The sequence below is a fragment of the Mycobacterium sp. DL440 genome (genome assembly GCF_011745145.1).
Taxonomy (GTDB): domain Bacteria; phylum Actinomycetota; class Actinomycetes; order Mycobacteriales; family Mycobacteriaceae; genus Mycobacterium.
The window spans coordinates 2681262-2707479 of record NZ_CP050191.1 but is presented as its reverse complement, the minus strand read 5'-3'; the positions used below and the strand labels follow the sequence as shown (position 1 = coordinate 2707479).

Below are 26218 nucleotides of genomic sequence, written 5' to 3'. Positions count from 1 at the left end.
TCAGTCGCCGACCCCGGTGAGCGCCCGACGCAGCAGGTGCATGGCGACCGTGGTGGCGCGCTCCCGGATGTCGGATCGGTTGCCCGGGAGCCGGAGGGTGCGCGTGATGGCCACCGATCCGGCCCGGACCGCGAAACACACGGTGCCGACGGGCTTTTCGGGAGTGCCGCCGTCAGGCCCGGCGATCCCGCTGATGGCCACCGCGGTATCGGCCCCGAAATGGTGCAGCGCGCCGTTGACCATGGATTCGACCACCGGTTCGGACACCGCGCCGTACTCGGCGATGAGAACTGGATCCACGTTCAACAGTTCGGCCTTGGCCTCGTTCGAATAGCTGACCACCCCACCCAGGAAGTAGTCCGAGCAGCCCGGAATATCGGCCAACCGGGCGGCCAGCAGTCCGGCGGTGCAGGACTCCGCCGTGGCGATCCGGTGCCCGGCCAGCAGTGTGGCCACCTGCTCGTCCACGGTGGTGCCGTCCTCCGAGTACAGCGCGGCACCATGCCGGTCGCGCAGCAGGGTCAGGAGATCCTGGTAGGCGCCGGCAGCGTCGGGCTCGTAGCGGGTCACGATCTCGAGTTCGCCGCGACGCAGGCACGTGGTGATCTCCAGTGCGTCGAAACCCGCGATGTCACCCTCGGCCTCGCGCAGGGTCTCGGCCAGGCCGGATTCAGCCAGACCGAACATCCGCACCATTTCCTGCCGGTACTTCGTCCGGCCCGAGATGGCCTGTTGCACAGCCTCGGTCGCAACGGCAGTGCGCCACATCGGCTGCAACTCCCGCGGCGGGCCGGGCAGCACCACCACCGTCGGACCACCGCCGACAACGACGCCGGGGGCGGTGCCGACGGGCGTGAGGACCTCGGCACCGACCGGCATCATGGCCTGCTTGCGGTTGGCAGCGCGCACCGCACCGAAATCCACGCCGGGCCGGTCGCCGATCATCCTGCGCAGGATGTCGGCGATCCGCTCCTCCATCGCCTCGTCGAGGACGAGTTCACGGCCGCAGAACTCGGCGACCGTCGCCACGGTGAGATCGTCGGCCGTCGGCCCCAGCCCACCGCTCGTCACGATCAGGTCCACGCCTTCTGCGGCCAGGAACCGCAACTGCGCCTCGATGTCCCGGGGACGGTCGCCGCAGATGGTGATGTGGGCGAGTTCGACGCCCAGCTCGAGGAGCTGGTCGGCGAGCCACGGACCGTTGCGGTCCTGAACCCGGCCGGTGAGTACTTCTGTTCCGGTAACGACGATGCCTGCACGTGCGCTCACCCCGTGAACACTACGCAGCAGGCGTCGCCTCAGCTCAGAAGCCGTAGCCCAACCGGGCCGCGACGTCGCTCGCGAAGGCCGCACCGAGCCGCTGCACCACGGCTGAATCCTTGCTGCGCAACCGGTTTGAGGCAACGAAGGCTTCGGGTCGGTGGCTGCCCAGATAGAGGCTCCCGAGCACGTTCAGGTCGAGTTCGATGTCGGCCGGTGCATCGGTGGGCGCACACTGTGCTCGGCCGTCGCGAATCTGCAGGGCGAATCGCCCGCCGTCGCCGCGGAAGCCGTCGGTGACCTCCAGCACGGTGTCCAGGTCGGCCTGATACCGACGGGCCTCGAGGGCGGACGAAATGTTCATGATCCGGATCCACAGGTCGTCACTGCTCGAGGTGACCCGGGCCAGCCGTGGATTGGTCAGCAGGTAGGGCAGGATGTCGCCCGGTGGCGCCCAGCTGGTCACCTTGTCCATGAGGTCCATGCCCAACAGGGCCCGCCACAAAGCGATATAGGCGTCGGGAGTGACCGCCGTGAGTTCGCGTACGCGGATCGACCGGGATTCTTCACCGTGTACGCGGTACATCGCATAGCCGTCCGGATGCAGGAAGGCGAACAGTTCCGATCCGCCGTCGCGAGTGTTCTCCCGGTCGGCGAGCACGTCGTCCCACAGGGGCGTCGGGCACACCAGCCCACCCGGAGTCTGCTGTCGCCAGCGGTCGTAAATCTCGGCGAACGTGTCGCGGTGCTCGGCAGGTTTGACCAGGCGGACGCCGCCAGGATCGGGGACCGAAGCGTGGAACTCGGCGAACCTGCGGTCGATCGATGTCAGCTGCACGGTGGTGGCCGGGCCGTAGCCGAACCTGCCATAGATGCCGCCTTCACTGGCGGTCAGTGCGGCGATCGGATATCCCGCCTCGGCGATCCGCTGGTGCAACTCGGTGTACATCGAACGCAGGATCCCGCGGCGTCGATGGGTCGGGGCGACGGCCACGTAACTCAGACCCGCCGCGGGCAGCGCGGCACCACCCGGAACGGTGAGACTGAGATCGAGGTAGATCGACTGTCCGACGATGCCGTCGGCCAAGCCGCCGTCGCGCATGACCACGCCGCCGTCGGCGGGCACCATCTGCTGCCACGCCAACATCGAATCGGGGTGGTTGACCTCACCGAAGGCGGTGTTGCCGAGCAGCGCCATTCCCGCCCAGTCGGGGTCGGTGACGCTGTGCAGCGTGAGGGCAGTTGCCGAAGAAGCGACGTTGTCGGTCACAGAATCCGACAGTGCCACACCATCACCGGCCAAGGCGACGGATTTTCCGGCCGCCCTGGCGGGCCGGCTGGGCAGTCAGCGCTTGAGCCAGTTGTTCAGCGTCGCCAGTTCACGGGTGTAGGTGGTCATGACGTCGTCCTGGTACAGCGTCGCCCCGCTGATCACACTGGAGCCCTGCCACACGACCCTGATCCGGTTTGTCCCGCGCTGGTAGACGTCCACCCGCTCGAGGTCACGGTGCCGCCATCCGCCGCTCTCGGCCAGCTGGCCCACTTCATGGCGCTCATCGGTTGTGGTCATCTGCCGATCCTATCGCCGTGCCCGCTGGTCGATCGGCACCACCGTCGGGGCGCTGTTGTAGCCGCCGACCCGCACCCAGTTCGCGGCAGGCTCCGATCCGGTCACGCTGCCGGTCACCTCGACCGTCTCCCCCGGATACACCGTGACGTAGTTGTCGGAGTACTCGATCGGCAGGATCTCGTCACCATCACGGGTGGTGGTGATCTCGGCGCGTTCGAAGAATGCGATGTGACGGCCCGGATTGTGTAGACGGATCTTCACGCTGGTACCACCGTCGGTCGCATCGCTGCGGTGCGCGGTCACGTCCAGCCGTGCGGGCGCCATGGTGTTGAGCGGGGTCAAGTCGGCCCAGCTGGTCTGTACCAGGTCGAATGCCTGGTCGTTGACCGGGGGCCCCACATCGTCGAGTTTCTGCGACTGCCAGTACGTGTTGTCGGCGACGACGGCGCCGGAATCGTCGAGCAGTTCAGCGCGGACGAATATCACCGGCGAGTCGAGGGCCAGCCGGGGCAGCGTCAACCCCGGCACCACACCGTTCGACGGCACGGCCGCCACCTCGGAACTGCGGTCGTCGCGCATTCGGCCGGTCAGGTCGTAGGTGCGCACGCGTACCCGCAGACCGGTCCGCTCCTGCGGCGATTGGTTGACCACCTTGACGTTGGCCGTGTCATGGTCGCCGGTCGCATAGGAGTCGAACACGACCGACAGCGGGCGCAGCCCCTTCTTGGCTCCGAAGTACGCGCCGCCGGGCCGCAGGTAGTAGTCGAAGAGGTGGCCGAAGAACGACGGCCAGTGGTTGTTGAGCATCCAGTAGATGGTCATCTTGTGGTTGTCCCACCCGCCTGCGGCGAACGCCTCGAACTGTGCGCGGGTGGACTCGTAGTGGGCAAGCTGAGCTTTGCGAGCGAATTCCTCTGCGCCGCGCGATGATCCGTAGCGCTGCATGACCGCGGTGCGGATGCTCTCCAGGGCGGCGTTGCTCGGGTTCGCCCCGGCGTGGAAGTACCAGGCCTCGTTGATCGGCCAGAGTTTGTCCGGCGGGATGAACTTCTGCAGGCTGGCGAACGGCGGGACGTGTTCGTTGTCGCCCTGTTCGGCGTTGGAGCCGCGGGTGGCCTGATAGCGGCCATCGAACCAGTAGCTCGGCGGGCGCCAGGTGTACGGGCCTGCCATGTGGATGCCATCCCAGTCCGGCTCGCCGTCGGCATCGCGGGCCAGCGACGACACCGTGTCGACGACGGTGTTGGGCCAGTGCAGCTCACCCAGGATGCGGCGGTAGCCGTCGAGCACCGGCGCCGGGGGCTTGCCGTCGCTGCCGTTGGCCCACAGGAACGCCGAGGCGTGCCCGCGCAGGGAAAGGATCTGCGAGCGCATGCTCTCGTCGGCCACTCGCCGATCCTCGTCGTCCCACTGCCACCACTTCTCCCACTGGTTGCAGCACATCCACCCGTACATCAGCGGGATGCCCAGCTCGTCGGCGCGCTCGATGATGTTGTCGCCCGGGAACTTTCCCTCCAGTCGCACCATGTTCAGCCCCAGATCCCGGACATATCCGAGGATGGCGTCCTCACGCTGCGGGTCGTACTGGAAGAGGAGATCGGGCGTGTATGCCGCGCCCCGGACCAGGAAGTCACGCCCGTTGACGGTCAGGTAGAAGCTGCCGCCGCGGCCCAGATCGGGAAACTGTTCGTCGTTGTCGCGGTGCTGCGCGACGGTGCGGATACCGAAGCGGGAATCCACGGTGTCGGCCGCCCGGCCGTACCGCACGAACTCCAACCGCAGGTCGTACAGGTCCGGCCTGCCCATCGTGTAGGGCCACCACAGGTCGGGGTTGTCCACCTGCAACGCCGCGAAAGTGTCCGGATCGAACCGGATCTCACGTTTCTCCCCGGGAGCCAGGTTGACCGCTTGGTCCACCGAGATGGTCGGCTTTCCGGGCCGGCTGATCCGGGCCCGAACCACGCCTCGCATCGGAACGTCAGCGGTGTTGCGGATGTCGGAGTAGACGGTGAGCCGCGCGTGCGACGTGTCGGGCAGCGGCAACTCGGTGGTGACCAGTGGGTCGCTGAGCACGACCTGGCCCGAGTAGCTGAGATAGACGGGTTTGAAGATGCCCGCATTACGGTCGGGCACATAGGAATTGCCACGCAGCGGGTTCTTGTCCGGGCCCTGGTAGCCGATGCGGTTCCAGTTGAGCCAGTCCCACCAGCTGTCGGCGAGCTCGACCCCGTCGATGTCCTGCAGCGCCTGCTCGGGGGTCACCCTGACCGCCAGCGTGTTCGGTCCTCCGGCGTTGATCCACGGCGTCGCGTCGATCTCGTGGATCGTATGCATCCCCACCAGCAGCGAGCTGCCCGCGATGAGCTTGCCGTTGAGCCAGACCTCGGCGCGGTAGTTGATGCCAGGGAAGTCCAGCCGGTAGCTGGAGCTGCCCGCGGGTGCGGTGAAGGTCGTGCGGTACCACCAGTCCTGGCGGAAAAGGTCGTCGGGCACATCGGCCAGGTTGTCCCCGACGTACAGGTCCGGGTAGGTGCCGTCGTCCTGCAGCGCCGCCAGCACCGTCGACGGCATGTGCTGGACCTCGTGCCAGTCGGCGTCGACCTCGCCCGGCGTGGACAGTGCGGCACCGTCGGCCGTGACGGTGCGCGCCGAGGCCAGGTGCCAGCCCTGGGCCAGCTCCACCCGTCCCGACGGCGGCTCCGGCTTGGCGAACGGCGGAAAATCGGCCGCGCACAGCGACAACAGCAGCACTGCGGCAAGGACAAGGCCGACGAGCCCCGTGACGCTCAGGCCGGCGCGGCGATTCCGGGCGGAAATGGGCAGCTCCTCGGGTGACCGGTACGGCACCGGGCGCGTGAGTCGATGCCGTGCCCGGTCATTCTGCCGTGGTGAGTGCCGCCCCGTGCGGCCGGTGCACCCTCAGAGCTTGTGGGGGACGTCGTTGACGAGGCCGCCGTCCATGACGAACTCGGCGCCGGTGGCGTAGCGGGATTCATCGCTGGCCAGGAACACCACGAAAGTGGAGACCTCTTCGGGTTGCCCGGACCGGCCCAGCGGAATGGTGAGCATGTCCTCGGGGAAATGCTCGGTCATCGGGGTCCGGATGAAGCCGGGGTGGATCGAGTTGACCCGAATCTGCTTGGGCCCCAATTCCAGCGCAGCGGACTTGGTCAGGCCGCGCACCGCCCACTTGGAGGCGACGTAGGGGTGCACCATGGCCGCGCCGCGCAGTCCCTCGATGGACGAGACGTTGATGATCGACCCGCCGCCCGCGGCTTTCATCGCCTTGACGCAGGCCTGCATCCCCAGGAAGGTTCCGGTCAAGTTGACGTCGATCACCTTCTGCCACTGGGCCATATCGAACTTGCCGATCTGGCCGAGGGCGACGATCCCGGCGTTGTTCACCAACACATTGAGCACCCCGAACTCCGAGGTGGCGGTCTCCACTGCGGCCGCCCACTGATCGGCGTCGGTGACATCGAGGTGCACATAGCGGACCGAATCTCCGAGTTCGACGGCCAGCGCCTTGCCCTCGTCGTCGAGGATGTCCCCGATCACCACCTTGGCGCCTTCGGCGACCAGCGCCCGGGCATGCTCGGCGCCCATCCCCCGTGCGCCGCCACTGATGAGTGCAACTTTTCCGTCTACCCGTCCCATGACGCGTGAGGCTACCGCACCGCAAAGCAAAAATAGAACATGTTCCAATTTTGCCGTTCAGGCCGCATACTCACGTCGTCGGGAAGTCGTCGGTAACAAGATTTCGCAAGGAGCACCATGGCCATCCGCGTCGGACTGTTCGGCACCGGAAACTGCGGCGCGCTGGCGCTGATCCAGCTCATCGAAGATCCTCGGTTCGAACTGGTGGCCGTCGGCGTGTCCAGCGACGACAAGGTCGGCACCGACGCCGGCGAGCTGGCCGGGCTGGGCGTGGCCACCGGAGTAATCGCGACCAAGGGCATGGAGGCGGTGTTGGCGGCCGCGCCGGACTGCCTGGTGTACTGCGCGATGGGCGACACCCGACCGGTCGAGGCAACCCGCGATGTGATGGCGGCGCTGTCCGCCGGGATCAACGTGGTGGGATCGGCCCCCGGCGGTCTGCAATTCCCTTGGGGCGCCATGCCGCAGAAGGCCATCGACCGCGTGGAGGATGCTGCGCGAAGCGGGGATTCGAGTGTGTACATCACCGGGGTCGATCCCGGCTTCGCCACCGATCTGGTGCCGTTCGCCATCGCCAGTACCTGCCAGCGCATCGACCAGATCAAGACCATGGAGATCGCCGACTACGCCACCTACGACGGCGCCGAGGTGATGTCGGTCGTGATGGGCTTCGGCAATCCGATGGACCGCCCGGGCATGCTCTTCTACCCCGGCATCCTCAGCGCCGCCTGGGGCACCGCGATCAAGATGCTGGCGGCCGGCCTGGGCGTCGAGGTCGAGGAGATCAACGAGAGCTACGAACTGGCACCCGCGCCGGAGGACATCGAGGTCGCCACCGGCGTGATCGCCAAGGGCACGGTGGCCGCGATGCGGTTCGAGATCAACGGCATGGTCGACGGCAAACCGCTGATCGTCGTCGAGCACATCACCCGGGTGCGTGAAGACCTGCGCCCGGATTGGGCCCAGCCGGCCCAACCGGGTGGCTCCTACCGGGTCGAGATCAGCGGCGAGCCGTCCTACGTCGTGGACATCTGTCCGACCAGCAGCCGCGGCGACCACAACTACGCGGCGATCCTGGCCGCGGCCGGCCGGATCGTCAACGCCATCCCCGATGTGGTGGCCGCCCCGGCCGGCATCCGAACCACCCTGGACCTCCCGCTGGGTACCGGCAAGGGGCTGTACAGACTCGGCTAGGCGCCCGGCCGTAGTCTGCCCTCGCCGCGGCGGCGGCCACCGGGCCTGGGCAGCGTCAGCACCGGCCAATCGTGATCGGTGGCGGCCGCGGCCAGGCCCGGCCGCGGATTAACCGGCCGAGGCCGGCCCACCAACCGCATCAGCGCGCCGTCCTCGTCGCCGTCGGCATAGAAATAGCTGTGGGCCAGGTCGACCTGTCTGGCATGGCAGAAATCTTGCACCGCAGCGGCTTTGCGCGCGCCCCAGATGATGGGTTCGACGATACCCCCGGTCAGCCGCCCCTGGCCGTCTGTCGTGAAGTGGTTGCACAGCACGTGGCCGATCCCGAGGTGGCGGGCCACCGGCTCGGCGTGGATGGTCAGAGCCGAGGAACTCATCACGACGGTATGGCCGCGGTCCTGATGACGACGCACGACGTCCCGCATGTGCGGGTAGACCCGCTGGTTGATGCGACTCTCGAACAGGTACTCGCCCAGCTCGTCGAGCTCGAGCAGGGATTCGCCACGTAGGTATCCGGCCGCCCGCACCAGCAGCCGCTCGAACGGCATCCGGCCGATCCGGTACCGCACCGAGGCTTCGACGATTCCGAGAATCTCGCCGGCAGCGGCCTGCCGCCGGCGGATGCGATGACCGGCGTGCGCCGTGGCGGTGAATCCGTCCACCAACGTGCCGTCCAGGTCGAAGAAGGCCCCCACCTGCGCGCCACCCGGCCCGTCCCCGATTTCATCGAGTGACGCGGGTGGCGACAACGTGCGGCCCATGGGGCTAGTACACCAAGCCGCCACGACAATCGGCCAATCGAGACCGGATCAGGACTAGAACACTCGACCGGGAACCGGTTCCAGGTGTCGCTGAATGGCAGCTGACCGGCACACGTGGCTACAGGTCGTCACCGATCCCGTCGGCGCAGGCCGGACCGCCGTGCGATTCGGGATCGACGATCTCGAAGCCACCGTCGCCCGGCTGCGGGGCGACGGTGTGACAGTCGGAGAGCCGCAGGTCATCGCTGACACGGTCGCCGTGACCGACGTCGCCGACCCGGTCGGCAACGAAGTGTCTTTCGTCGCCGACCTTGCCTGAATCTGCCGGGTCGAGCCCCGAAACAATCCGTCGTGGTACTAAACTAGAACACGTTTCACTTCTGTCCGGGTCGGATCGGCCGGGGACTCGCAAACCGCACCGCCATTGAAGGAGCTCCGAATGCACACCGCACTCTGCGACGAGCTCGGGATCGACGTCCCGATCTTCGCATTTACCCACTGTCGCGACGTCGTGGTCGCCGTCAGCAAGGCCGGTGGTTTCGGCGTGCTGGGCGCCGTCGGATTCACCCCCGAGCAGCTCGAGATCGAGCTCAACTGGATCGATGAGCACATCGGTGACCACCCGTACGGCGTCGACATCGTGATCCCGAACAAGTACGAGGGCATGGACGCCAACATGTCAGCCGACGACCTCAAGGGCATGCTGCAGTCCCTGGTGCCCCAGGAGCACCTGGACTTCGCGCGCAAGATCCTCGCCGACCACGGCGTGCCCGTCGAGCACAGCGGCGACGACGCGCTGCAACTGCTGGGCTGGACCGAGGCCACTGCCACCCCGCAGGTCGAGATCGCACTCAAGCACCCCAAGATGACGCTGATCGCCAACGCACTCGGCACCCCGCCGAAAGACATGATCGACCGCATCCACGCCGAGGGGCGTAAGGTCGCCGCGCTGTGCGGCTCGCCGTCGCAGGCCCGCAAGCACGCCGATGCCGGGGTCGACATCATCATCGCCCAGGGCGGCGAGGCCGGCGGACACAGCGGTGAAATCGGCTCGATCGTGCTGTGGCCCCAGGTGGTCAAGGAAGTCGCCCCGGTGCCGGTGCTGGCAGCCGGCGGTATCGGCAGTGGCCAGCAGATCGCCGCGGCGCTGGCGCTGGGCGCGCAGGGCGCCTGGACCGGATCGCAGTGGGTCATGGTCGAGGAGTCCGAGCACACCGAGCAGCAGCACGCCGCCTACGCGAAGGCCACCAGCAAGGACACCGTGCGCAGCCGGTCGTTCACCGGCAAGCCGGCCCGCATGCTGCGCAACGACTGGACCGAGGCCTGGGAGAACCCGGAGAACCCCAAGCCGCTCGGCATGCCGTTGCAGTACATGGTGTCCGGCATGGCCGTGGCCGCGACGCACAAGTATCCGAACGAGAGCGTCGACGTGGCGTTCAACCCGGTCGGCCAGGTCGTCGGCCAGTTCGAGAAGGTGGAGAAGACCTCCGCGGTGATCGAGCGCTGGGTGCAGGAATACCTGGAGGCGACGGGCAACCTCAATGCGCTGAACGAGGCTGCCGGCGTGTGATTGAGGCCGCCGGCAGCGGGTTCCTGATCGGCCGCGTAATGCCGGCCCTGCTACGGACCGTCACGGCCGCTTAGATCATCGGCGCGGCGGATTGCAGCCACTATCAAGCAGCAATCCGCCGCGCAGGTCATATGTGCTGCGCCGGGGATAGACCCGTGCCCGTCCATTATGTATGGTTGCATACATAATGCGGCGAAAGGGCGTCCGATGGCTGGTCCTCGTGAGCGCATGGTGGCCTCGGCCGCATTGCTGATTCGGGAGCGCGGAGCACATCCGACCGCGATCGCCGACGTACTGGCCCACAGCGGTGCACCTCGCGGATCGGCCTACCACTACTTTCCCGGCGGCCGCACCCAAATCCTGTGCGAGGCAATCGATTACGCTGGCGATTACGTGGTGACCCGCCTGGCCGAGGCCGACAGTGCGGCGGCTCTGCTCGACGGCATGATCGCGATGTACCGCAAGCAACTTCTCGGTTCCGACTTCCGTGCCGGTTGCCCTGTCGTCGCGGTTGCGGTGGAAGCGGGCGACCCGCAGCAGGCCGACGCTCCCGACCCGGTACTGGAACGCGCCGGGGCCGCGTTCACCCGGTGGACCGGGCTGATCGCCGACCGACTGCGCGGCGATGGCGCCGGCCCGGATCGGGCAGACGAACTGGCCATGCTGATTCTCACCGCCATCGAGGGCGCGATCGTCGTCGCCCGCGCCACCCGCGACGTCAAACCGCTGGATCTGATCCACGGTCAATTGCATGAGCTCCTGCCGGAAGGAACATCGTCATGACCGTCGATCAATGGCAACCCACCGCCTGCATCCTGTGCGAGTGCAACTGCGGCATCGTGGTGCAGACCGAAGGCCGGTCCATCACCAAGATCCGCGGCGACAAGGACCATCCGGCCTCGCAGGGCTATACCTGCAACAAGGCGTTGCGGCTGAATCACTACCAGAGCAGTACCAACCGCCTGACCTCGCCCCTGCGCCGCAGACCGGACGGCAGCTACGAGGAGATCGACTGGGACACCGCCATTTCCGAGATCGCCGCCGGGTTCGTCGCGATCAGGGACAGCCACGGCGGGGACAAGATCTTCTACTACGGCGGTGGCGGGCAGGGCAACCATCTCGGTGGGGCGTACAGCGGCGCGTTCCTCAAGGCGATCGGGTCGCGGTATCGGTCAAATGCGCTGGCACAGGAGAAGACCGGTGAGGCCTGGGTCGATGCCCACCTCTACGGCGGGCACACCCGCGGCGAGTTCGCGCACGCCGAGGTCTCGGTGTTCGTGGGCAAGAACCCGTGGATGTCACAGAGCTTCCCGCGCGCCCGGGTGGTGCTCAACGAGATCGCCAAGGACCCGGGCCGCGCGATGATCGTGATCGATCCGGTGATCACCGACACCGCCAAGCTCGCCGACTTCCACCTACGGGTGAAGCCCGGAACCGATGCCTGGTGCCTGGCCGCCATGGCGGCGGTGCTGGTGCAGGAAAACCTGTGCGACGAGGCGTTTCTGGAGACACACGTCAACGGTGCCGAACCGGTTCGCGACGTGCTGCGGCAAGTTCCCGTCGCTGACTACGCCCAACGGTGCGGTGTCGACGAGACCCTGCTGCGCCAGGGGGTGCGGCGCATCGCCGCTGCCGGCAGCGTGGCGGTGTTCGAGGACCTCGGCATCCAGCAGGCCCCCAACAGCACCCTGTGCTCATACCTCAACAAGATGCTGTGGATCCTCACCGGCAACTTCGGCAAACGCGGTGGGCAACACCTGCATTCGTCGTTCGCCCCGTTGTTCGGCTCGGGTGGCGTGGGGCGCAGCCCCGTGACCGGCGCACCTGTGATCGCCGGCCTGGTTCCGTCCAACGCGGTGCCGCAGGAGATCCTCACCGATCACCCCGACCGGTTTAGGGCCATGATCGTCGAGAGCAGCAACCCGGCGCACTCGATCGCCGATTCCGCGGCCGTGCGGGCCGCGCTGGAATCGCTGGACCTGCTGGTCGTGATCGACGTCGCGATGACCGAAACGGCGCGGCTGGCCGACTATGTGCTGCCCGCGGCCAATCAGTTCGAGAAGCCCGAGGCGACATTCTTCAACCTCGAATTCCCGCACAACGACTTCCATCTTCGCCACCGGCTGTTCGAACCGCTGCCCGGAACCCTCCCCGAACCGGAGATCTGGGCCCGCCTGGTCCGAGCCATCGGTGCGGTCGACGATGCCGAACTGGATCCGCTACGCCGCGCCGCCCGCGAGGGTCTGGACGCCTATGCCGCAGCGTTTCTCGGGGCGGTGGGGGCCAACCCGGGATTGGGCCGGGTACTGCCGTACGTGCTGTACGAAACTCTGGGACCTTCCCTTCCAGACGGCCTGGCCGGTGCCGCAGCCCTGTGGGGCCTGGCCCAGAAGACGGCGATGACCTATCCCGACGCGGTTCGGCGCGCCGGCCACGCCGACGGCAACGCGCTGTTCGAGGCCATCCTGGCCGGCCGGTCCGGATTGACGTTCACCGAGCACGAGTATCAAGACGATTTCGCCCTGATCGGTCACCCGGATCACAAGATCGCGCTCGACATGCCCGAAATGCTCGCCGCGGTAAGGGCGTTGCCGAGCACACCGGCAGCGCTGACCACCGCGGAATTCCCGATGGTGCTCTCGGCCGGCGAGCGGCGGGCCTATACCGCCAACGACATCTTCCGCGACCCCGGCTGGCGCAAGCGCGATACCGAGGGCGCGTTACGGATCAGTGTCGAGGACGCCACGGCCATCGGCCTGCTCGACGGTGACCGGGTCAGGATCACCACCGCGGCGGGAAGCGCGCACGCCACCGTGGAAGTCAGCGACGCGATGCTGCCCGGACACATCTCGTTGCCCAACGGGTACGGCCTCGACTACACCGACGGCCAGGGACAGTCGATTGTTCCCGGAGTCGCTCCCAATGAGCTCACCTCGTCACATTGGCGTGACGCGTACGCGGGCACACCGTGGCACAAGCATGTCCCCGCCCGCGTCGATCGGATTCCGGCCGCGAGCGTGCCCGCCTGATCGATTTATCCGGACCTCAGGGCAGGGGCGCCGGCGGCGGTCCGCCCGGCGCGGCGGGCACGGGCGCTCCCGGTGGCATCGGCGTGCCCGCTGGCATCGATGCTTCCGGTGGAACAGGTCCGCCCATCTCACCCGACGCGCCCGGTGAGATCGGTACGTTCGGGCCGGGCGCCTGACCCGGAACCGGCGTGTTCATCCCGCGTTGCGCGATCCCGAGTATCAGTGCTTCCTTGCCGCTGATCTCCTGGTTCTGCACGGCGTGCCACAGGTCCTTGAGATAGCTCCTGTTGGGGGCCTCATTTCCCTGTCCGGTGGGGTCCATGGTCGCCCCCGGTGGCAGGGCGTCCGGGCTCGCCAGATGCGGGGTTCCCACCGGGGGTGCGACCGGCGCTGCTCCCGGATCTCCGGCGGCCTGCGCTATCGGCCCGGGCGCCGATCCCGGTGCCGCTGACAATGCCGGTGCGGGAACCGGCACGGGAGCGGGCGGGACCACCGGGGCTCCAGGTTCGGCAGCGGCCGCGCCGGCCACCGACAGCGCAAGGAGGGGCCCCGACACACCGCACGCCAGTACCGACGCAATCCTCCGGATGTCGACGTGCATCTCAATTTCCTCCTGCTGTTGCTCCAGGGACAGATGGTAACGCTGAGTGCATCGTTGCGCTCGTCCACCCGTTACAGCGCAAGCACGGGAACACGTTCCAATACCAACGATGTGGGAGTTTCCGAAACCTGCTCCAAGGGGCCCCACCTGTGGTGTAGCAATGGCTTTACGCCACTACACAACGTCGTCGCGAGGAGCGCCAACGCCATGCCGACTCTCAGACTCCCGCCCGGATTCGACTTCACCGATCCCGACATCTACGCCGAACGACTTCCTGTCGAGGAACTCGCGGAGATGCGCAAGCTGGCTCCGATCTGGTGGAATGAACAGCCGCTCGGCCAAGGAGGGTTCGACGACGGCGGGTTCTGGGTCGTCACGAAGCACAAGGACGTCAAAGACGTCTCACTGCGCAGCGACGTGTTCTCCAGCCAGGAGAAGACCGCCCTCCCGCGCTATCGCGACGGCACCGTCCAGCAGCAGATCGAACAGGGCAAGTTCGTCATGCTCAACATGGACGCCCCGCACCACACACATCTGCGCAAAATCATCTCGCGGGCCTTCACTCCCCGGGCGATCGAACGCCTGCGCGCCGACCTGGCCGACCGGGCCCGAGCCATTGTCGCGGCCGCCGCAGCCGAGGGCTCGGGGGATTTCGTCGAGCAGGTCTCCTGCGAATTGCCGCTTCAGGCGATCGCGGGGCTGATGGGCGTGCCGCAGGAAGACCGCATGAAGTTGTTCGACTGGTCCAATCAGATGGTCGGCGACCAGGACCCGGAGTTCGCCTCCAACGATGCGATCAGCGCCTCGGTCGAGTTGATCATGTACGGGATGCAGATGGCGGCCGAGCGGACGAAGAACCCAGGCGACGATCTGGTCACCACGCTTCTGCAGGCTGACGTCGAGGGGCACAAACTCTCCGACGACGAGTTCGGCTTCTTCGTCATCCTGCTCGCGGTGGCCGGCAACGAGACGACCCGGAACTCGATCACCCAGGGCATGATGGCCTTCGCCGATCACCCTGACCAGTGGGAGTTGTTCAAACGCGAGCGCCCGGGCACCGCGGCTGACGAGATCGTCCGGTGGGCGACACCCGTCACGTCATTCCAGCGCACCGCACTGGAAGACACCGAGCTGGCCGGCGTGCCGATCAAGAAGGGCCAACGGGTGGTGATGTTCTACCGCTCGGCGAACTTCGACGAGGACGTGTTCGACGACCCGTACCGCTTCGACATCCTGCGGGATCCCAACCCGCACGTGGGATTCGGCGGCACAGGCGCGCACTACTGCGTCGGCGCCAACCTGGCCCGGATGACGATCGACCTGATCTTCAACGCGATCGCCGACGGGATGCCCGACCTGACGCCACTGGCGGCGCCCGAACGGCTCCGGTCGGGTTGGCTCAACGGCATCAAACATTGGCAGGTGGATTACCGCGGCCGGTCGGATAGTCGATGATCGATCGCCAGTAGTCCTCCGGGATTTCGGTGTTCGACCGCAGTACGAACGCCAGACCGGTTGCCATCGCGATGCCGAGAAGCCCGAGCCAGAGGCCCGCGAGCGCGATCGCAATCCAGAGCGCCGTGGTCAGCGCGGGCCACGGCGATACCACCGCGAGCGCCGGCGCGAAGAAGAAGCCGACTCCGATGTAGGCGGCCGACCCCGCCCTGTCCGCCGCCATGACGGCGTGCAGCCAACGCGGAATCGATTGGTATGACTGGGCTTTTTCGCTCATTGCTGCCTCCTTCGTGGGGACGAGACCAACCATGACGTGGCGTGGGTAATCAGCGCAATTACCCCTCAGGTAGTGGTTATCGCCACCTGCGTGAGCGAGACTCGGGTGGTGACGAGTGCGGCAACCCAGACACCTATCGGATCGCTCATGCGCGACTGGCGATTACGGCGCCGCATCAGCCAGCTGGACCTGGCCATCGAGGCCGAGGTTTCGGCGCGCCATCTCAGTTTCATCGAGACCGGGCGGTCGGTACCGAGCCGAGCCATGGTTCTGCGGCTCGCCGAAGCGCTGGAGGTGCCGCTGCGGGACCAGAACCAACTGCTCCTCGCCGCGGGACTGGCACCGGTTTATGCCGAGCGGACACTGGAGGATCCCGAGATGACCGCGGTGCGCGACGGGGTAACCCGAGTGTTGGACGCCTACAACCCCTTTCCCTGCGTGGTCGTCGACCGCACCTGGAACCTGTTGCAGGCCAATGCGGGTACCGCGGTGATGCTGGACGGCGTCGCACCGCACCTGCTGGCCCGACCCAACGCGCTGCGTATCACCTTGCACCCCGAGGGCATGGCACCCCGCATCCGCAACCTGGCGGAATGGCGCCACCACCTGATCAGCCGGCTGCGTCGCGAGGTCACGGTGAGCGGATCGGCTGAGTTGGCCGGCCTTCTCACCGAGATCGAGTCCTATCCGGGAGGGATGGAGCCGGTCCGCGATCTCGGCGGAGTCGTCGTCCCATTGGAATTGACCGCACCCGACGGCGCCGTCCTGACTTTCCTCAGCACTGTCACCACCTTCGGCACCGCGCTGGACCTGACCGCCGCGGAACTCAGTATCGAGGCCTTTCTCCCGGCCGACGCCGAGACGGCCGCCGCGCTGCGCTGAACCTAGTGGTCTGACCACTTGACCTCTGACCGCTGGCCGGGCAGCATGGCCATATGGCGTTACAACCGGTGAACCGCCGATCCGTGCCCGAGGACGTGTTCGAGCAGATCGTCGCCGAGGTACTCAGCGGTCAGATGCAGCCCGGCGAATCGCTGCCCAGTGAACGCCGCCTCGCCGAGGTACTCGGGGTGTCCCGCCCGGCCATACGGGAGGCGATCAAGCGGCTCACCGAGGCCGGCTTGGTCGAGGTCCGGCAAGGCGACTCCACCACGGTGCGGGACTTCCGCAGGCATGCCGGCCTGGACCTGTTGCCCCGACTCCTGTTGCGCGCGGGCGAGCTCGACGTGAGTGTGGTTCGCAGCATCCTGGAAACCCGCCTGCACAACGGACCCAGGGTCGCCGAGCTGGCCGCCGAGCGGGCGCCGTCGGAGGTGGTCACACAACTCTCCCGCACGGTCGACGCATTGGCGGCCGAATCCGATCCGGTGGAGCAACAGCGCCACGCGCTCACCTTCTGGGACCTGATCGTCGACGGCGCGGATTCGATCGCGTTCCGGTTGATGTACAACACCCTTCGGCAAACCTACGAGCCCGCACTTCCGGCGTTGGCCACCATGATGGCCGCTGAGGTCGGCCGTCCCGACGCGTACCGGCGGATCGTGGCGGCCATCGAGGCGGGTGATCCGGCAGCCTCCGGCCACGCTGCCCAGGACCTGCTGGAGCCGGCCACCAACGCGCTCATCGGCGCACTCAAGGCATTGGAGGAAAACCGATGACGCGCAACGCTTTCACCTTGGGTGACGCGGTACGGGAATTCATCAGGCACCTCTCCCCCTGGATGATCGGCACCGCGCTGATCGTCAGCGTCGTCGCGCGGTGTGCCGTCGGAGACTGGCAACTCACCGACCTGCTGGTGCCTGTGGTGATGCTTGCGGTGTTCCCGTTCTTCGAGTGGATCATCCACGTCTTCGTACTGCACTGGCGGCCAAGGCAATTCGGCCCGTTCACACTGGATTCTCTGCTGGCTCGCGATCACCGGCTCCACCATGTCGACCCGCGCGATATCCCGCTGATCTTCATACCGTGGCGGGCCCTGCTGTGGATCCTGCCCGTCGCAATGACGGTGGCATTCCTGGCCTTTTCGCGGACCGGACTGGGGTTGACGTTTCTTTCGGTGCTGACAGTGCTCGGCCTGTCCTACGAGTGGTGCCACTACCTGGTCCACAGCGACTACAAGCCGAAAACCCGTGCATACCGTGCGGTTTGGCGGAATCATCGGCAACACCACTACAAGAATGAGCACTACTGGTTCACGGTCACCACCGCCGGAACCGCCGACCGGGTACTGCGGACGTGTCCGGACCCGGCGACGGTGTCCGCCTCACCGACGTCGAAGAACCTGCACGCGGCTATGCCTGCACGACAATGGGGTCGCCCAGGCTCACCGTGTTGAAGTACCAATCGGCATTGTCGGGACTCAAGTTGATGCAGCCGTGACTGACGTTGGAATAGCCCTGCGATCCCACCGACCAGGGTGCCCCATGCACGTAGACGCCGCCCCAGGTCACGCGGACTGCGTCGTACACAGTGAGCTTGTAGCCCTCCGGGTCGCTGAGTGGAATCCCGATGGTGCGTGAATCCATCACCACGACAGGCTCTTTGGCCAGAGCGCTGAACGTGCCGATCGGAGTCGGGTGCTTGGGCTTCCCCATCGACGCAGGCATGGTGCGGGCCACCGCACCATCGATGCTCACCGTGAAGGTGTGCGCATCGACATCGGCCACACCGAGCACCTTTGCCCCGGTCTCGAAGCTGGTCTTGGCACCACCGGCGGTGACCGAGATCTTCGAATGAGCCGGCCACAACTGATCGGGCTTCCACTGCATCACGTCGTCACTGAGCCAGGTGAAGGTGCCTGTTGGGGTTTCCGGCGAGCTGATCTTCAGGCTGCTCTGCACCGCATCCCGGTCGGTCACCGGGTTGTCGAACGTCACCGTCAGTGGCATGGCGACACCGACCATCGAACCCGCGGCGGGCTCGATGGTCGCACCGGGTGCAGGCGTGCTCACTGCGGCAGATGCGACATTGACCGTGCTCGTGGCGGCCAAGGTGGCGACACCAATCGTCGCAAACACTTTCAGTACCGACGCTCGAACGGTTCTGAATGACGACGATGGGGCGCTCAGCATTCCACCAGTGTAGGTGAGCGCCGGCACTGCCCCTTCTAGGCGCAGCGTGGCGGCGGCAATTCGAGGTCGGCGGTAGCGCGGTGGGGTGCCCATGGTGAACTCATCGGCTCGGCGACTCAGAACGTTTCACCGCGCGCATCGGCGCCGTTGCGGAGGCCTCAGCAACGTCTCAGAGAGATCAGGGCACGACGGGAGCCGGCTCCGGCGACTCGGGCACGGCCGGGATCTCTTCAGGTGCGGGCGCCGGCGGCTCGGGCACGGCCGGGACCTCTTCAGGTGCGGGTGGCGGCGGTTCGACCGCCGGAGCCTGCGCAGCCGTCTGTTGAATCGGTGCCGCCTCTTGCGGTGCACTCGGCGGAGCCGGCGCAACCTCGGGGGCTGGAGGCGGCGGAGGTGGGGGCGGCACCTCCGATGTCGGGGATGGTTCCTGCGACACGGCAGTCTCTCCCGGCGGCGTCTGGCCCGCCGGGAGAGACTGTTGTGCCGGATCGGGCGGTGGCGCATCGGGTACTTGCTCGGGCAATGCCGGTGGCAGCTCGGATGTCACCGGTACCGTCTCGGACCCGGCAGGAGCGAGCTGCTCGCCGGGTATCGCGGTGTGCTCGGGTGGGGCTGGGGCGCTTTGATCGAGGGTGTACTCCGGTGCGGCGTCCTGGACCACGGGTTCGAGTACGGGCGGGGGTTCGGCCGGCGGGGCGGGCGGTACCGGAACCGCAGCGGTCTGTTGTACGGAGGCCGAGTCGCCCGCCGTGCTCACCACCGGACGTGTGCTGCGGTGTGGAGTCGGCTCTGAACCGGGCAGCAGCTGCTGACCGATGGCCAGTGCCAGCGAGACCCCGAAGGCCAGGATTCCACCGACCAGTATCGCCAGCGGCGTCAATTGTGTAGCGGGCCAGCGCCACCCAGTCGGGGCCACGCGGTCGTCGGATGCCCACCGGCCCCGTCGTACTGAGGCCAGCGCCGCGCCCCGGGCCAACGGCAATCCGGGTTCGGCAGGTGTGAACACCGGCACCCGCAGGACCTGCTCCAATTTCGGTAGCACGGAGTCCAGGTCGACGGCGGATCCCACGACCACCAGCGCATCGGGCCGCGGGTCAGCCGCACCGAGAATGTCGGACAGCCAGGTGCTCAGGCCGGCCACGGTCTCAATGCCCCGGCTGACCGCGGTCTGTACCGGATTGTCGCCGCCCACCGTCATCGCCTGCACGACATCGGGTTCCAGAACGCACACGCCCGTCGTATCGAATCCGACGATGCCGGCGACCCGCCGCGCCAATGCATCGGTCGCTTGAGGCAGACGCACCGGAACCACATCGGCGAACCCGGCATCGGCGAGCTTCTTCAACAACACCGCACCCTCGGCAGCCGCCCCGGAACTCCAGGTGACACCGATCGCCGCCAGCCGCAGATCACGTTCTGCCGCAACCCTTTCGGCGCGCCGAGCCGCCTTCACGACATCGGCGCAGATGTCATCGGTTCGCGCGGGCGCAAGGCCGCGGATGTCGAACGATTCGTGGTCGACGGTCGCCCCGTCAGCCTCGCTGCCCTCGACCAGGACCAGACCGACGGTGGACGGTGTCAACGACACACCGAGCACCGCGTCCACATACACCCCCGAAAGTGTGGCCGTCGTCCAAACGTTCCACGGTGACATTACCCGGTGGCAGCTTCTTCCCCATCCCCTGCACCTTCGGCCGCTATTCATCACCTGCACCGAAATGTGCTGTGCCGCAGAATCGCCAGTACACAAGGCAGTATTAGTTTGCCGCCAAAGCCGTCAATTTTGACCGGCCGGGTCCGTTCGCATGGCAAGGTGGGGGCGCATGCAGGAAGCGCAGGACTCATCGCGGCGCGGCACGTTCTTCGGCCATCCCATCGGGCTGGCCAACCTGTTCGGCGTGGAACTGTGGGAGCGCTTCTCCTTCTACGGGATGCTCACGATTCTCGGCTACTACCTGTACTACGTGGCCGCCGACGGCGGACTCGGGCTACCCAGGAGCACCGCCACGGGCATCGTCGGCGCCTACGGCGGGCTGGTGTACCTGTCCACCGTGCTCGGTGGGTGGGTCGCCGATCGCCTCCTCGGCATGGAACGGACGGTGTTCTACGGTGGCGTGGTCGTCATGACCGGCCATATCGCACTGGCCGTCGTTCCCGGTCTGGCGGGCGTCGGTATCGGTCTGGCGCTGGTGGCACTTGGATCCGGAGCACTCAAGGCCAACGCATCCTCACTGCTGGGCACGCTCTACGACAGGAACGATCCGCGCGCCGACGGCGGGTTCACCCTCTTCTACCTCGGTGTCAATCTCGGTGCCTTCGTCGGGCCGCTGACCACGGGGCTGTTGCAGACGCGCATCGGCTTCCACTACGGCTTCGGCGTCGCGGCCATCGGTATGGCACTGGGCCTCACGCAGTATGTGATGTTCCGGCGCAATCTCGGGAGCCACGGACGCGTCGTGGCGAATCCGTTGCCGCCGCAGGCAATCGGCAAGGTCATCGTCGTTGTGGCAGCGCTGGCAGTGGGCGTGGCGGTGCTGTTCTCGGCGCACCTGATCAAGCTGGCCAACCTGTCGCAGTTCACCACCGCGGTGATCCTCGTCGCCTCGGTCATGTACTTCGTGGTGATGCTGACCAGCACCAAGGTGTCCGACGCCGAACGCATCCGGGTTCGTGCCTTCATCCCGCTGTTTGTCGCCAACGCGGTGTTCTGGTCGCTGTTCCAGCAGACCTTCACGGTGCTCGCCGTCTACTCCGACGAACGGGTCAACTGGTCCGTCTTCGGTTGGACCGCGCCGTCGAACTGGATCGGGTCGATCGAGCCCGTCTGGATCATCCTGTTCTCGCCCCTGTTCGCAATCCTGTGGACCCGGCTGGGCAACCGGGCACCCACCACACCGCGCAAGTTCGGCTACGGCGTGATCGGCATGGGCGCAGCATTCCTGCTGTTCTTGCCGATGGCACAGACCACCGGCAAAGTGGTGCCGGCCTTGCTGGTGGCCGCCATCATGGTGGTGTTCGCCGTGTCCGAGCTGCTGGTGTCGCCGATCGGCCTTTCGGTGACGACAAAGCTTGCACCAGTAGCGTTCCGGGCCCAGATGATGGCGCTGTTCTTTTTCTCGGTCGGTCTGGGTACGGCGATGTCGGGTGTGCTCGCGCAGCGCTACGATCCTGCGAACGAGTTCGCGTACTTCGGGATTCTCGGGGCGGTCGCGATCCTCACCGGTGTCGTGGTGCTGCTGATGTCACCACGGATCAGCAGGCTGATGGAAGGCGTTCACTGACCGCCGGACAGGATGTCGGACAGCAACGGTGGCTCGATGTTGCCGCCGGAGACGATCACGACGGCGGGCCCGGGTGGCGGTGCCACCTTGTGGTAGCCCGCCAGCGCCACCGCCCCACTGGGCTCGGCGACCAGATGCGCGCGGTGCGCCAGTTCACGTACCGCTGAGCGAATCTCACCTTCGGTCACAGTGATGACACCGTCGAGAACCCGACGCAGATGGGCGAATGTCAACTCCGACGGTGTCGAGCGCAGTCCGTCGGCAATGGTCCGGTTACGTTGTGCCACAGGCCAGTCCACCAGGTAGCCGGCAGCCAGGCTCTCTGCGGTGTCCGCGGCCAGTTCGGGCTCGACACCGAATATCTTTGCCCGCGGGCATAACGCCCGGATGGCGGTGCCCACGCCCGAGGCCAGACCACCGCCGCTGATCGGGATCAGGACGGTCGCAACGTCGGGCAGATCCTGCGCGATCTCCAATCCGATGGTGCCCTGGCCGGCAATCACGTCGGGATGGTCGAAGGGTGGCACCAGCACCCCACCGGTGCGCTCGACCAGCTCGGCGGCGACCGATTCACGCTGTCCCGCCCCACACAACACGACCTGCGCGCCATGATCGCGGGTGGCCCGCACCTTCACCGCCGGAGTCTCCTCGGGCATCACGATATGGGCGGCCACGCGAAAGGCCGCAGCCGCATACGCCACCGCCTGTGCGTGATTGCCGCTGGAGTAGGCCACCACTCCCCTGGCCCGTACGCTTGGTTCGAGCCGGCCCAGCGCGTTGAACGCGCCGCGGATCTTGAATGCGCCGATCGGCTGCAGACTCTCCGGTTTGAGCCACAACGGGCGGTCCGGATCTCCCCATCCGGCGGCCAGCAGCGGGGTCCGCACAATGTGGGAGGCGATCCGCCCAGCGGCGGCGTCGATGTCGTCGAGGGTCACCAGCTTCACGGCACAAGTCTCTCCCGCCGACGGAGCCTGCGAAAGCCCGGGCTGCGGCGCGCCCGCTACCGTGCTCACGTGACCCAGTACAGCTTCGGAATCGTTCCGCGTTACGCCGAGATCGACCAGCAGGGCGTGGTGTTCAACGGCCATTACCTCACCTGGTTCGACGAGGCGGCCACCGGACTGTTCGACCATCTGCGGGTGAGCTTCACCGATCTGGCCGCCGCCGGCTTCGACATGCAGGTGGTACACACCGAGATCGATTTCCGGGCGCCGGTCCGGTGGCGGGAGCCGGTGCGGGTCGCCGTGCGATGCGAGGACATCGGCACCACCAGCTTCACCCTGGGCTTCACCGTGCTGGGCACCGACGCGGCGGGCGACGAGCAGCCCAGGGTGTGCGGCAGCAACGTCTACGTCGTCGTCTCGACCGGCGACTGGTCCAAGCGACCCGTTCCCGAAAGCGTTCGCGCCGCACTCAGTTCCGTTGCCGACCAATGAATCTCCCGACCCGGCCATGCCGCAGCGCCCGCGGCGGTAATGTCCGCTCATGGGCGATCAGCGACGCCGGCCGGTGAGGGGCAATCATGGCGCAGGTGGATGACGGGGGCTTCGACCACCGCGGATTCGACGACGACGTCCCCGAAGCCGATGTCGTCGAACAGCTGATTCCGGTCGGCGTCGACGACGAGGACGACGCGTTGTCGGATCTGCGTCGGGTGCGCATCTCACCCGACCTGGAAGCCACCGAGGCCGACCTGATCGACCAGGCGATCGTGGTGCCACTGGACGACGAGTCCGACTTCGATCGCTGAATGAAAGGATGCCCGGCATGCACGTGCCCGATGCGCTCGACAGCATCGCTGCTGATACCGCGGCGACCTCACGGGTATTCGGTGACCCGTATGTGACGCCCGACGGGGCGACGGTGATACCGGTTAGCAAGGTCCGGCACCGACGCGACAGCGGGCGATCCAACTCCAGACCGCTCGGGATTTTCGTCGTCAAGGATGGGAAACCCACCTGGGTCCCTGCCGTGGACACCACGCGGATCGCGTTGATGGGTGAACTGATCGGGTTGGTGGCAGCGACACTGGCAACGATCGCTATGGTGCGTCGTCCACCGTGGCCGGATGTGCGTGGCGAGTTCTCGCGGCGAATCTGACCCGCCACACACCGAGCGCCACCAATACGAGCAGGGCGAGCACCCACGGCCAGGCGCCGTGCCGGTGCACCCATCCCGCCAAGGTGCCCTGCAGGCGCCCGGCGGCGGCGATCACCGGATCATCGGGATTTCCTGCGGCGCCGAATAATTGGATCTCATACCAGCCGTAGTAGGCGACATAGGCGCCCACGGCGATCAGCAGGGCTCCGCTGATTCGGCTGATGTAGGGGACGATGCGTCGTAACCGGTCGATCACGACGGTGCCGGCCAGCGCCGTGGCCACGGCCAGCACCCCGACGACGAGGGCGAAACCTCCGGCGTACGCGCCGAACACCGCCACCCGGTGCAGCGCGGTGTTCGATTCCAGGGTTGCGCCGGTGACCGCCAGGAACGGCCCCACGGTGCACGACAGTGATGCCAGCGCATATCCGACGCCGTAGCCGGCCATCGAGCCCAGCCGTGCAGTGGGGGCCCAGCCGGCACGGCCTGCGACCGCGTCGGGCACCAGAAACCCGAGCCGGCGGCCGGCCAGCAACCAGACCCCCAGCACGACCAGGATGATCCCGATGACCAACGTGACGTAGGGGAGGTAACGCTGCACGGTATTTGCGGCGGCGACGGTCAGCAATCCGAAGGTGCCGAACACCGCAACGAATCCGGCGGTCATCACCATGGTGGCCACGAGCGCTCGCCCCAACGCGCTGAGCGGCCCGCGCGGCGAGGTGCCCCGCACCACCAGCGCCAGGTACCCGGGCAGCAACGCGAAACCGCAGGGATTGAGTGCCGCGACGAGTCCGGCGCCGAACGCCAACCCGACCAGGTTGTCTGGCACGCCCGCCGACTAGCTCTTCAGGGCCGCGACCCGATCGGCCAGCTCCTGCTGGGGCATCGCCGACGTGGGATTGTTGACGAACGTGGACGACCCGTCGGAGCGGTAGAAGACGTACGCCGGCTGCCACGGGACGCTGTAGCGGGCCCAGATCGACCCGTCGGCGTCATTGAGGTTGGGGAAATTGAGGTGGTACTTGTCGACGAATCCCTGCATGGCCCCGACATCGGAGTGTGCCGCCACACCGACGAAGCTGACCTGCGGATTGGCTGCGGCAACCTGGCTCACCGACGGCGCCTCGGCGTTGCAGAACGGGCACCACGGCGTCCAGAACCACAGCACTGCGGGCCGTCCGGCCAAGCCGGCCCCGTTGAAGGGCGCGCCGGACAAGGTGGTGCCGGTGAACTGCAGCCGATCGTCGGCGGCTGCGGTCGGTGCGACGACCAGCGCCAACACCATCGCAACTGTCGACAGCACGCCGGCCAGGCCGGATATCGCCGATAGGCGCAACCGCGGGAGTCGCATCCTCATGGCTTTCTCCTTCGCTCAGGGCGCGGCGCACGCACGGCCTGCGCATACCCCCTAACACGGAAGTCGACGCTCCCGGGTTCAACGCCAGAATCTCGCCGGGCTCAGTTCTGCCAGGGCAGCAACTCGGCGGTGAACCGGTCCAGGAACGCAGCGCGATCGGTGGGGCCCGCTGCCCTGATCACGAACTTGGTCAGACCGGCCGCCAGGTAGCCGTCGATCTGCCGGTGCAGGTCGGACCAGTCCGCGGCCACCAGGTCCTCCGGGTCGACGTCCGGCCTGCGACGCCGCACCGCGGCAAGCAGATCAGCCGGAAGGGCGCCATCGCCCACCGCGAGGCTGATGCCGTAGTGGTCAGGCTCGATGGTCCGGCCCGCGGCCTGCGCCTCCTCCTCGATGCGCCGGCGTGCTGCGGCCGCCTCGTCCGGAGTGAGGAAGCTGCCGAGCCATCCGTCGCCGAGTCTGCCGATGCGGGTCAGCGCCGCCGGCGCCGAGCCGCCCAGCCAGATGTCGATCGGTTTGGCCGGCACCGGCTGCACCTGCGCGGAGCGGACGGTGAAGTACTCACCCTCGAACGACACGTCGCGGCCGTTGAGGGCCAACCGCAACAGGTGCAGCGATTCGTCGAAGACCGCGGCCCGGCGGCGGTCCGGGACGACGAAGATGTCCCGCTCAGCAGGCAAGGCGGAATGCAGGCCGAATACCGGCAACACCCGCTTGGGTGCCAGCGCCGCCAGCGAGGCCAGTTGTTTGGCCACCAGTACCGGATGGCGCCCCGGCAGGATGGCGACCGAGGTGCCGACCTTCAGCCGCCGGGTGCGTGCCAGCGCGTAGGCCATGCCGATGAACGGATCCACCGCCGGGGTGTAGACCAGTTCGGAGAACCACAGTGAGTCGACCCCGGAATTCTCCAGGTGATCGACGATCCCGCCCAGTTCGCCCGGGGCGGTGTCGGCGCCGACTCCCACACCGAATCGGACCTTCATCGGACGTTTCCCATGTCATCCATATTTGACCCAACACCGTGCGAGC

The 26218-nt window shown here is 67.0% G+C and carries 27 protein-coding genes; 13 read left to right on the top strand and 14 right to left on the bottom strand.

Annotation, left to right across the window (positions count from 1 at the left end; all coding sequences use genetic code 11):
• The 5 genes from HBE63_RS13125 to HBE63_RS13105 all read right to left on the bottom strand — a co-directional run bounded on the left by HBE63_RS13125 (position 1) and on the right by HBE63_RS13105 (position 6487).
• The gene (locus tag HBE63_RS13125) at positions 1-1269 is read right to left on the bottom strand and encodes a competence/damage-inducible protein A (RefSeq protein WP_166905136.1); all 1269 of its coding nucleotides are present in this window, start codon (positions 1267-1269) and stop codon (positions 1-3) included.
• A 34-nt stretch (positions 1270-1303) separates the two neighbouring features.
• The gene (locus tag HBE63_RS13120; protein WP_243858720.1) at positions 1304-2458 is read right to left on the bottom strand and encodes an enhanced intracellular survival protein Eis; all 1155 of its coding nucleotides are present in this window, start codon (positions 2456-2458) and stop codon (positions 1304-1306) included.
• Positions 2459-2605: 147 nt separating this feature from the next.
• Positions 2606-2830: a hypothetical protein gene (locus HBE63_RS13115; protein ID WP_166905134.1), complete on the bottom strand. Its 225-nt coding sequence runs from the start codon at positions 2828-2830 to the stop codon at positions 2606-2608.
• A 9-nt stretch (positions 2831-2839) separates the two neighbouring features.
• A complete protein-coding gene (locus HBE63_RS13110; protein WP_166909733.1) occupies positions 2840-5566 on the bottom strand; it encodes a glycoside hydrolase in 2727 nt (908 codons plus the stop codon).
• A 183-nt stretch (positions 5567-5749) separates the two neighbouring features.
• The gene (locus HBE63_RS13105; RefSeq protein WP_166905133.1) at positions 5750-6487 is read right to left on the bottom strand and encodes a glucose 1-dehydrogenase; all 738 of its coding nucleotides are present in this window, start codon (positions 6485-6487) and stop codon (positions 5750-5752) included.
• A gap of 117 nt (positions 6488-6604) precedes the next feature.
• Between HBE63_RS13105 and HBE63_RS13100 the strand changes: the two genes are divergently transcribed.
• Positions 6605-7681, top strand: a complete 1077-nt coding sequence (locus HBE63_RS13100; RefSeq protein WP_166905132.1) for a diacylglycerol kinase — start codon at positions 6605-6607, stop codon at positions 7679-7681.
• Here the strand turns inward: HBE63_RS13100 and HBE63_RS13095 are convergent.
• The gene (locus HBE63_RS13095) at positions 7678-8442 is read right to left on the bottom strand and encodes an HAD family phosphatase (RefSeq protein WP_166905131.1); all 765 of its coding nucleotides are present in this window, start codon (positions 8440-8442) and stop codon (positions 7678-7680) included. The genes HBE63_RS13100 and HBE63_RS13095 overlap by 4 nt on opposite strands.
• Positions 8443-8536: 94 nt before the next feature.
• On the opposite strand from HBE63_RS13095, the gene HBE63_RS13090 reads away from it, so the two are divergent.
• The 4 genes from HBE63_RS13090 to HBE63_RS13075 all read left to right on the top strand — a co-directional run bounded on the left by HBE63_RS13090 (position 8537) and on the right by HBE63_RS13075 (position 13041).
• Positions 8537-8761, top strand: coding sequence for a hypothetical protein (locus HBE63_RS13090; RefSeq protein WP_208301358.1), 225 nt, complete (start codon positions 8537-8539; stop codon positions 8759-8761).
• 120 nt (positions 8762-8881) lie between these two features.
• On the top strand, positions 8882-10012 hold the full coding sequence (locus HBE63_RS13085) for a nitronate monooxygenase (RefSeq protein ID WP_166905130.1): 1131 nt from the start codon (positions 8882-8884) through the stop codon (positions 10010-10012).
• A gap of 207 nt (positions 10013-10219) precedes the next feature.
• Positions 10220-10795: a TetR/AcrR family transcriptional regulator gene (locus HBE63_RS13080; RefSeq protein ID WP_166905129.1), complete on the top strand. Its 576-nt coding sequence runs from the start codon at positions 10220-10222 to the stop codon at positions 10793-10795.
• On the top strand, positions 10792-13041 hold the full coding sequence (locus tag HBE63_RS13075; protein ID WP_166905128.1) for a molybdopterin-dependent oxidoreductase: 2250 nt from the start codon (positions 10792-10794) through the stop codon (positions 13039-13041). The genes HBE63_RS13080 and HBE63_RS13075 overlap by 4 nt, the downstream gene beginning before the upstream one ends.
• A 16-nt stretch (positions 13042-13057) precedes the next feature.
• On the opposite strand, the gene HBE63_RS13070 is transcribed toward HBE63_RS13075, so the two are convergent.
• Positions 13058-13642, bottom strand: a complete 585-nt coding sequence (locus tag HBE63_RS13070) for a hypothetical protein (RefSeq protein WP_166905127.1) — start codon at positions 13640-13642, stop codon at positions 13058-13060.
• A 207-nt stretch (positions 13643-13849) separates the two neighbouring features.
• Here HBE63_RS13070 and HBE63_RS13065 point away from each other — a divergent pair, with 207 nt between their 5' ends.
• On the top strand, positions 13850-15097 hold the full coding sequence (locus HBE63_RS13065) for a cytochrome P450 (RefSeq protein WP_166905126.1): 1248 nt from the start codon (positions 13850-13852) through the stop codon (positions 15095-15097).
• On the opposite strand, the gene HBE63_RS13060 is transcribed toward HBE63_RS13065, so the two are convergent.
• On the bottom strand, positions 15051-15374 hold the full coding sequence (locus HBE63_RS13060; protein WP_166905125.1) for a hypothetical protein: 324 nt from the start codon (positions 15372-15374) through the stop codon (positions 15051-15053). The genes HBE63_RS13065 and HBE63_RS13060 overlap by 47 nt on opposite strands.
• 147 nt (positions 15375-15521) lie before the next feature.
• Here HBE63_RS13060 and HBE63_RS13055 point away from each other — a divergent pair, with 147 nt between their 5' ends.
• The 3 genes from HBE63_RS13055 to HBE63_RS13045 are packed head-to-tail and all read left to right on the top strand — an operon-like array spanning position 15522 to position 17709.
• Positions 15522-16256: a helix-turn-helix transcriptional regulator gene (locus HBE63_RS13055; RefSeq protein ID WP_166909731.1), complete on the top strand. Its 735-nt coding sequence runs from the start codon at positions 15522-15524 to the stop codon at positions 16254-16256.
• Positions 16257-16309: 53 nt separating this feature from the next.
• Complete coding sequence (locus HBE63_RS13050) at positions 16310-17032, top strand: FadR/GntR family transcriptional regulator (RefSeq protein WP_166905124.1); 723 nt, start codon at positions 16310-16312, stop codon at positions 17030-17032.
• Positions 17029-17709 carry a sterol desaturase family protein gene (locus HBE63_RS13045; protein ID WP_166905123.1) on the top strand — a complete coding sequence of 227 codons (681 nt, stop codon included), beginning with the start codon at positions 17029-17031 and terminating at the stop codon, positions 17707-17709. The genes HBE63_RS13050 and HBE63_RS13045 overlap by 4 nt, the downstream gene beginning before the upstream one ends.
• Here HBE63_RS13045 and HBE63_RS13040 read toward each other — a convergent pair.
• Both HBE63_RS13040 and HBE63_RS13035 read right to left on the bottom strand, forming a co-directional pair.
• The gene (locus tag HBE63_RS13040) at positions 17666-18445 is read right to left on the bottom strand and encodes a L,D-transpeptidase family protein (RefSeq protein ID WP_166905122.1); all 780 of its coding nucleotides are present in this window, start codon (positions 18443-18445) and stop codon (positions 17666-17668) included. The two genes, HBE63_RS13045 and HBE63_RS13040, sit on opposite strands and share 44 nt — an antisense overlap.
• 178 nt (positions 18446-18623) lie before the next feature.
• Positions 18624-20057 carry a hypothetical protein gene (locus HBE63_RS13035; RefSeq protein ID WP_243858628.1) on the bottom strand — a complete coding sequence of 478 codons (1434 nt, stop codon included), beginning with the start codon at positions 20055-20057 and terminating at the stop codon, positions 18624-18626.
• A gap of 211 nt (positions 20058-20268) precedes the next feature.
• Between HBE63_RS13035 and HBE63_RS13030 the strand changes: the two genes are divergently transcribed.
• Entirely contained in the window at positions 20269-21726 is a 1458-nt protein-coding gene (locus HBE63_RS13030; RefSeq protein WP_166905121.1) for a peptide MFS transporter, read from the top strand.
• Here the strand turns inward: HBE63_RS13030 and HBE63_RS13025 are convergent.
• Positions 21720-22673 carry a threonine/serine dehydratase gene (locus HBE63_RS13025; RefSeq protein ID WP_166905120.1) on the bottom strand — a complete coding sequence of 318 codons (954 nt, stop codon included), beginning with the start codon at positions 22671-22673 and terminating at the stop codon, positions 21720-21722. The two genes, HBE63_RS13030 and HBE63_RS13025, sit on opposite strands and share 7 nt — an antisense overlap.
• A gap of 69 nt (positions 22674-22742) precedes the next feature.
• Between HBE63_RS13025 and HBE63_RS13020 the strand changes: the two genes are divergently transcribed.
• From HBE63_RS13020 to HBE63_RS13010, 3 genes are all read left to right on the top strand, one after another.
• Positions 22743-23165: a thioesterase family protein gene (locus HBE63_RS13020; protein ID WP_166905119.1), complete on the top strand. Its 423-nt coding sequence runs from the start codon at positions 22743-22745 to the stop codon at positions 23163-23165.
• Positions 23166-23251: 86 nt separating this feature from the next.
• On the top strand, positions 23252-23479 hold the full coding sequence (locus tag HBE63_RS13015) for a hypothetical protein (protein WP_166905118.1): 228 nt from the start codon (positions 23252-23254) through the stop codon (positions 23477-23479).
• A 17-nt stretch (positions 23480-23496) separates the two neighbouring features.
• Positions 23497-23829, top strand: coding sequence for a hypothetical protein (locus tag HBE63_RS13010; RefSeq protein ID WP_166905117.1), 333 nt, complete (start codon positions 23497-23499; stop codon positions 23827-23829).
• Here HBE63_RS13010 and HBE63_RS13005 read toward each other — a convergent pair.
• From HBE63_RS13005 to HBE63_RS12995, 3 genes are all read right to left on the bottom strand, one after another.
• Complete coding sequence (locus HBE63_RS13005) at positions 23771-24661, bottom strand: cytochrome c biogenesis CcdA family protein (protein ID WP_166905116.1); 891 nt, start codon at positions 24659-24661, stop codon at positions 23771-23773. The genes HBE63_RS13010 and HBE63_RS13005 overlap by 59 nt on opposite strands.
• 9 nt (positions 24662-24670) lie before the next feature.
• Positions 24671-25117, bottom strand: coding sequence for a protein disulfide oxidoreductase (locus tag HBE63_RS13000; RefSeq protein WP_371815025.1), 447 nt, complete (start codon positions 25115-25117; stop codon positions 24671-24673).
• A 173-nt stretch (positions 25118-25290) separates the two neighbouring features.
• Positions 25291-26172 carry a TIGR03854 family LLM class F420-dependent oxidoreductase gene (locus tag HBE63_RS12995; RefSeq protein ID WP_166905114.1) on the bottom strand — a complete coding sequence of 294 codons (882 nt, stop codon included), beginning with the start codon at positions 26170-26172 and terminating at the stop codon, positions 25291-25293.
• Between the last annotated feature and the right edge of the window lie 46 nt (positions 26173-26218).

What these genes read in the sequence shown, in the direction of transcription:
- HBE63_RS13015 (WP_166905118.1), top strand. Translation starts at nt 23,252, where the DNA reads ATGGCGCAGGTGGATGACGGGGGCTTCGACCACCGCGGATTCGACGAC.
- HBE63_RS13030 (WP_166905121.1), top strand. Translation starts at nt 20,269, where the DNA reads ATGCAGGAAGCGCAGGACTCATCGCGGCGCGGCACGTTCTTCGGCCAT.
- HBE63_RS13010 (WP_166905117.1), top strand. Translation starts at nt 23,497, where the DNA reads ATGCACGTGCCCGATGCGCTCGACAGCATCGCTGCTGATACCGCGGCG.
- HBE63_RS13000 (WP_371815025.1), bottom strand. Translation starts at nt 25,117, where the DNA reads ATGGTGTTGGCGCTGGTCGTCGCACCGACCGCAGCCGCCGACGATCGG.
- HBE63_RS13050 (WP_166905124.1), top strand. Translation starts at nt 16,310, where the DNA reads ATGGCGTTACAACCGGTGAACCGCCGATCCGTGCCCGAGGACGTGTTC.
- HBE63_RS13045 (WP_166905123.1), top strand. Translation starts at nt 17,029, where the DNA reads ATGACGCGCAACGCTTTCACCTTGGGTGACGCGGTACGGGAATTCATC.
- HBE63_RS13080 (WP_166905129.1), top strand. Translation starts at nt 10,220, where the DNA reads ATGGCTGGTCCTCGTGAGCGCATGGTGGCCTCGGCCGCATTGCTGATT.
- HBE63_RS13095 (WP_166905131.1), bottom strand. Translation starts at nt 8,442, where the DNA reads ATGGGCCGCACGTTGTCGCCACCCGCGTCACTCGATGAAATCGGGGAC.
- HBE63_RS13115 (WP_166905134.1), bottom strand. Translation starts at nt 2,830, where the DNA reads ATGACCACAACCGATGAGCGCCATGAAGTGGGCCAGCTGGCCGAGAGC.
- HBE63_RS13070 (WP_166905127.1), bottom strand. Translation starts at nt 13,642, where the DNA reads ATGCACGTCGACATCCGGAGGATTGCGTCGGTACTGGCGTGCGGTGTG.
- HBE63_RS13075 (WP_166905128.1), top strand. Translation starts at nt 10,792, where the DNA reads ATGACCGTCGATCAATGGCAACCCACCGCCTGCATCCTGTGCGAGTGC.
- HBE63_RS13085 (WP_166905130.1), top strand. Translation starts at nt 8,882, where the DNA reads ATGCACACCGCACTCTGCGACGAGCTCGGGATCGACGTCCCGATCTTC.
- HBE63_RS12995 (WP_166905114.1), bottom strand. Translation starts at nt 26,172, where the DNA reads ATGAAGGTCCGATTCGGTGTGGGAGTCGGCGCCGACACCGCCCCGGGC.
- HBE63_RS13120 (WP_243858720.1), bottom strand. Translation starts at nt 2,458, where the DNA reads ATGGCGCTGCTCGGCAACACCGCCTTCGGTGAGGTCAACCACCCCGAT.
- HBE63_RS13090 (WP_208301358.1), top strand. Translation starts at nt 8,537, where the DNA reads ATGGCAGCTGACCGGCACACGTGGCTACAGGTCGTCACCGATCCCGTC.
- HBE63_RS13100 (WP_166905132.1), top strand. Translation starts at nt 6,605, where the DNA reads ATGGCCATCCGCGTCGGACTGTTCGGCACCGGAAACTGCGGCGCGCTG.
- HBE63_RS13055 (WP_166909731.1), top strand. Translation starts at nt 15,522, where the DNA reads ATGCGCGACTGGCGATTACGGCGCCGCATCAGCCAGCTGGACCTGGCC.
- HBE63_RS13065 (WP_166905126.1), top strand. Translation starts at nt 13,850, where the DNA reads ATGCCGACTCTCAGACTCCCGCCCGGATTCGACTTCACCGATCCCGAC.
- HBE63_RS13105 (WP_166905133.1), bottom strand. Translation starts at nt 6,487, where the DNA reads ATGGGACGGGTAGACGGAAAAGTTGCACTCATCAGTGGCGGCGCACGG.
- HBE63_RS13060 (WP_166905125.1), bottom strand. Translation starts at nt 15,374, where the DNA reads ATGAGCGAAAAAGCCCAGTCATACCAATCGATTCCGCGTTGGCTGCAC.
- HBE63_RS13040 (WP_166905122.1), bottom strand. Translation starts at nt 18,445, where the DNA reads ATGCTGAGCGCCCCATCGTCGTCATTCAGAACCGTTCGAGCGTCGGTA.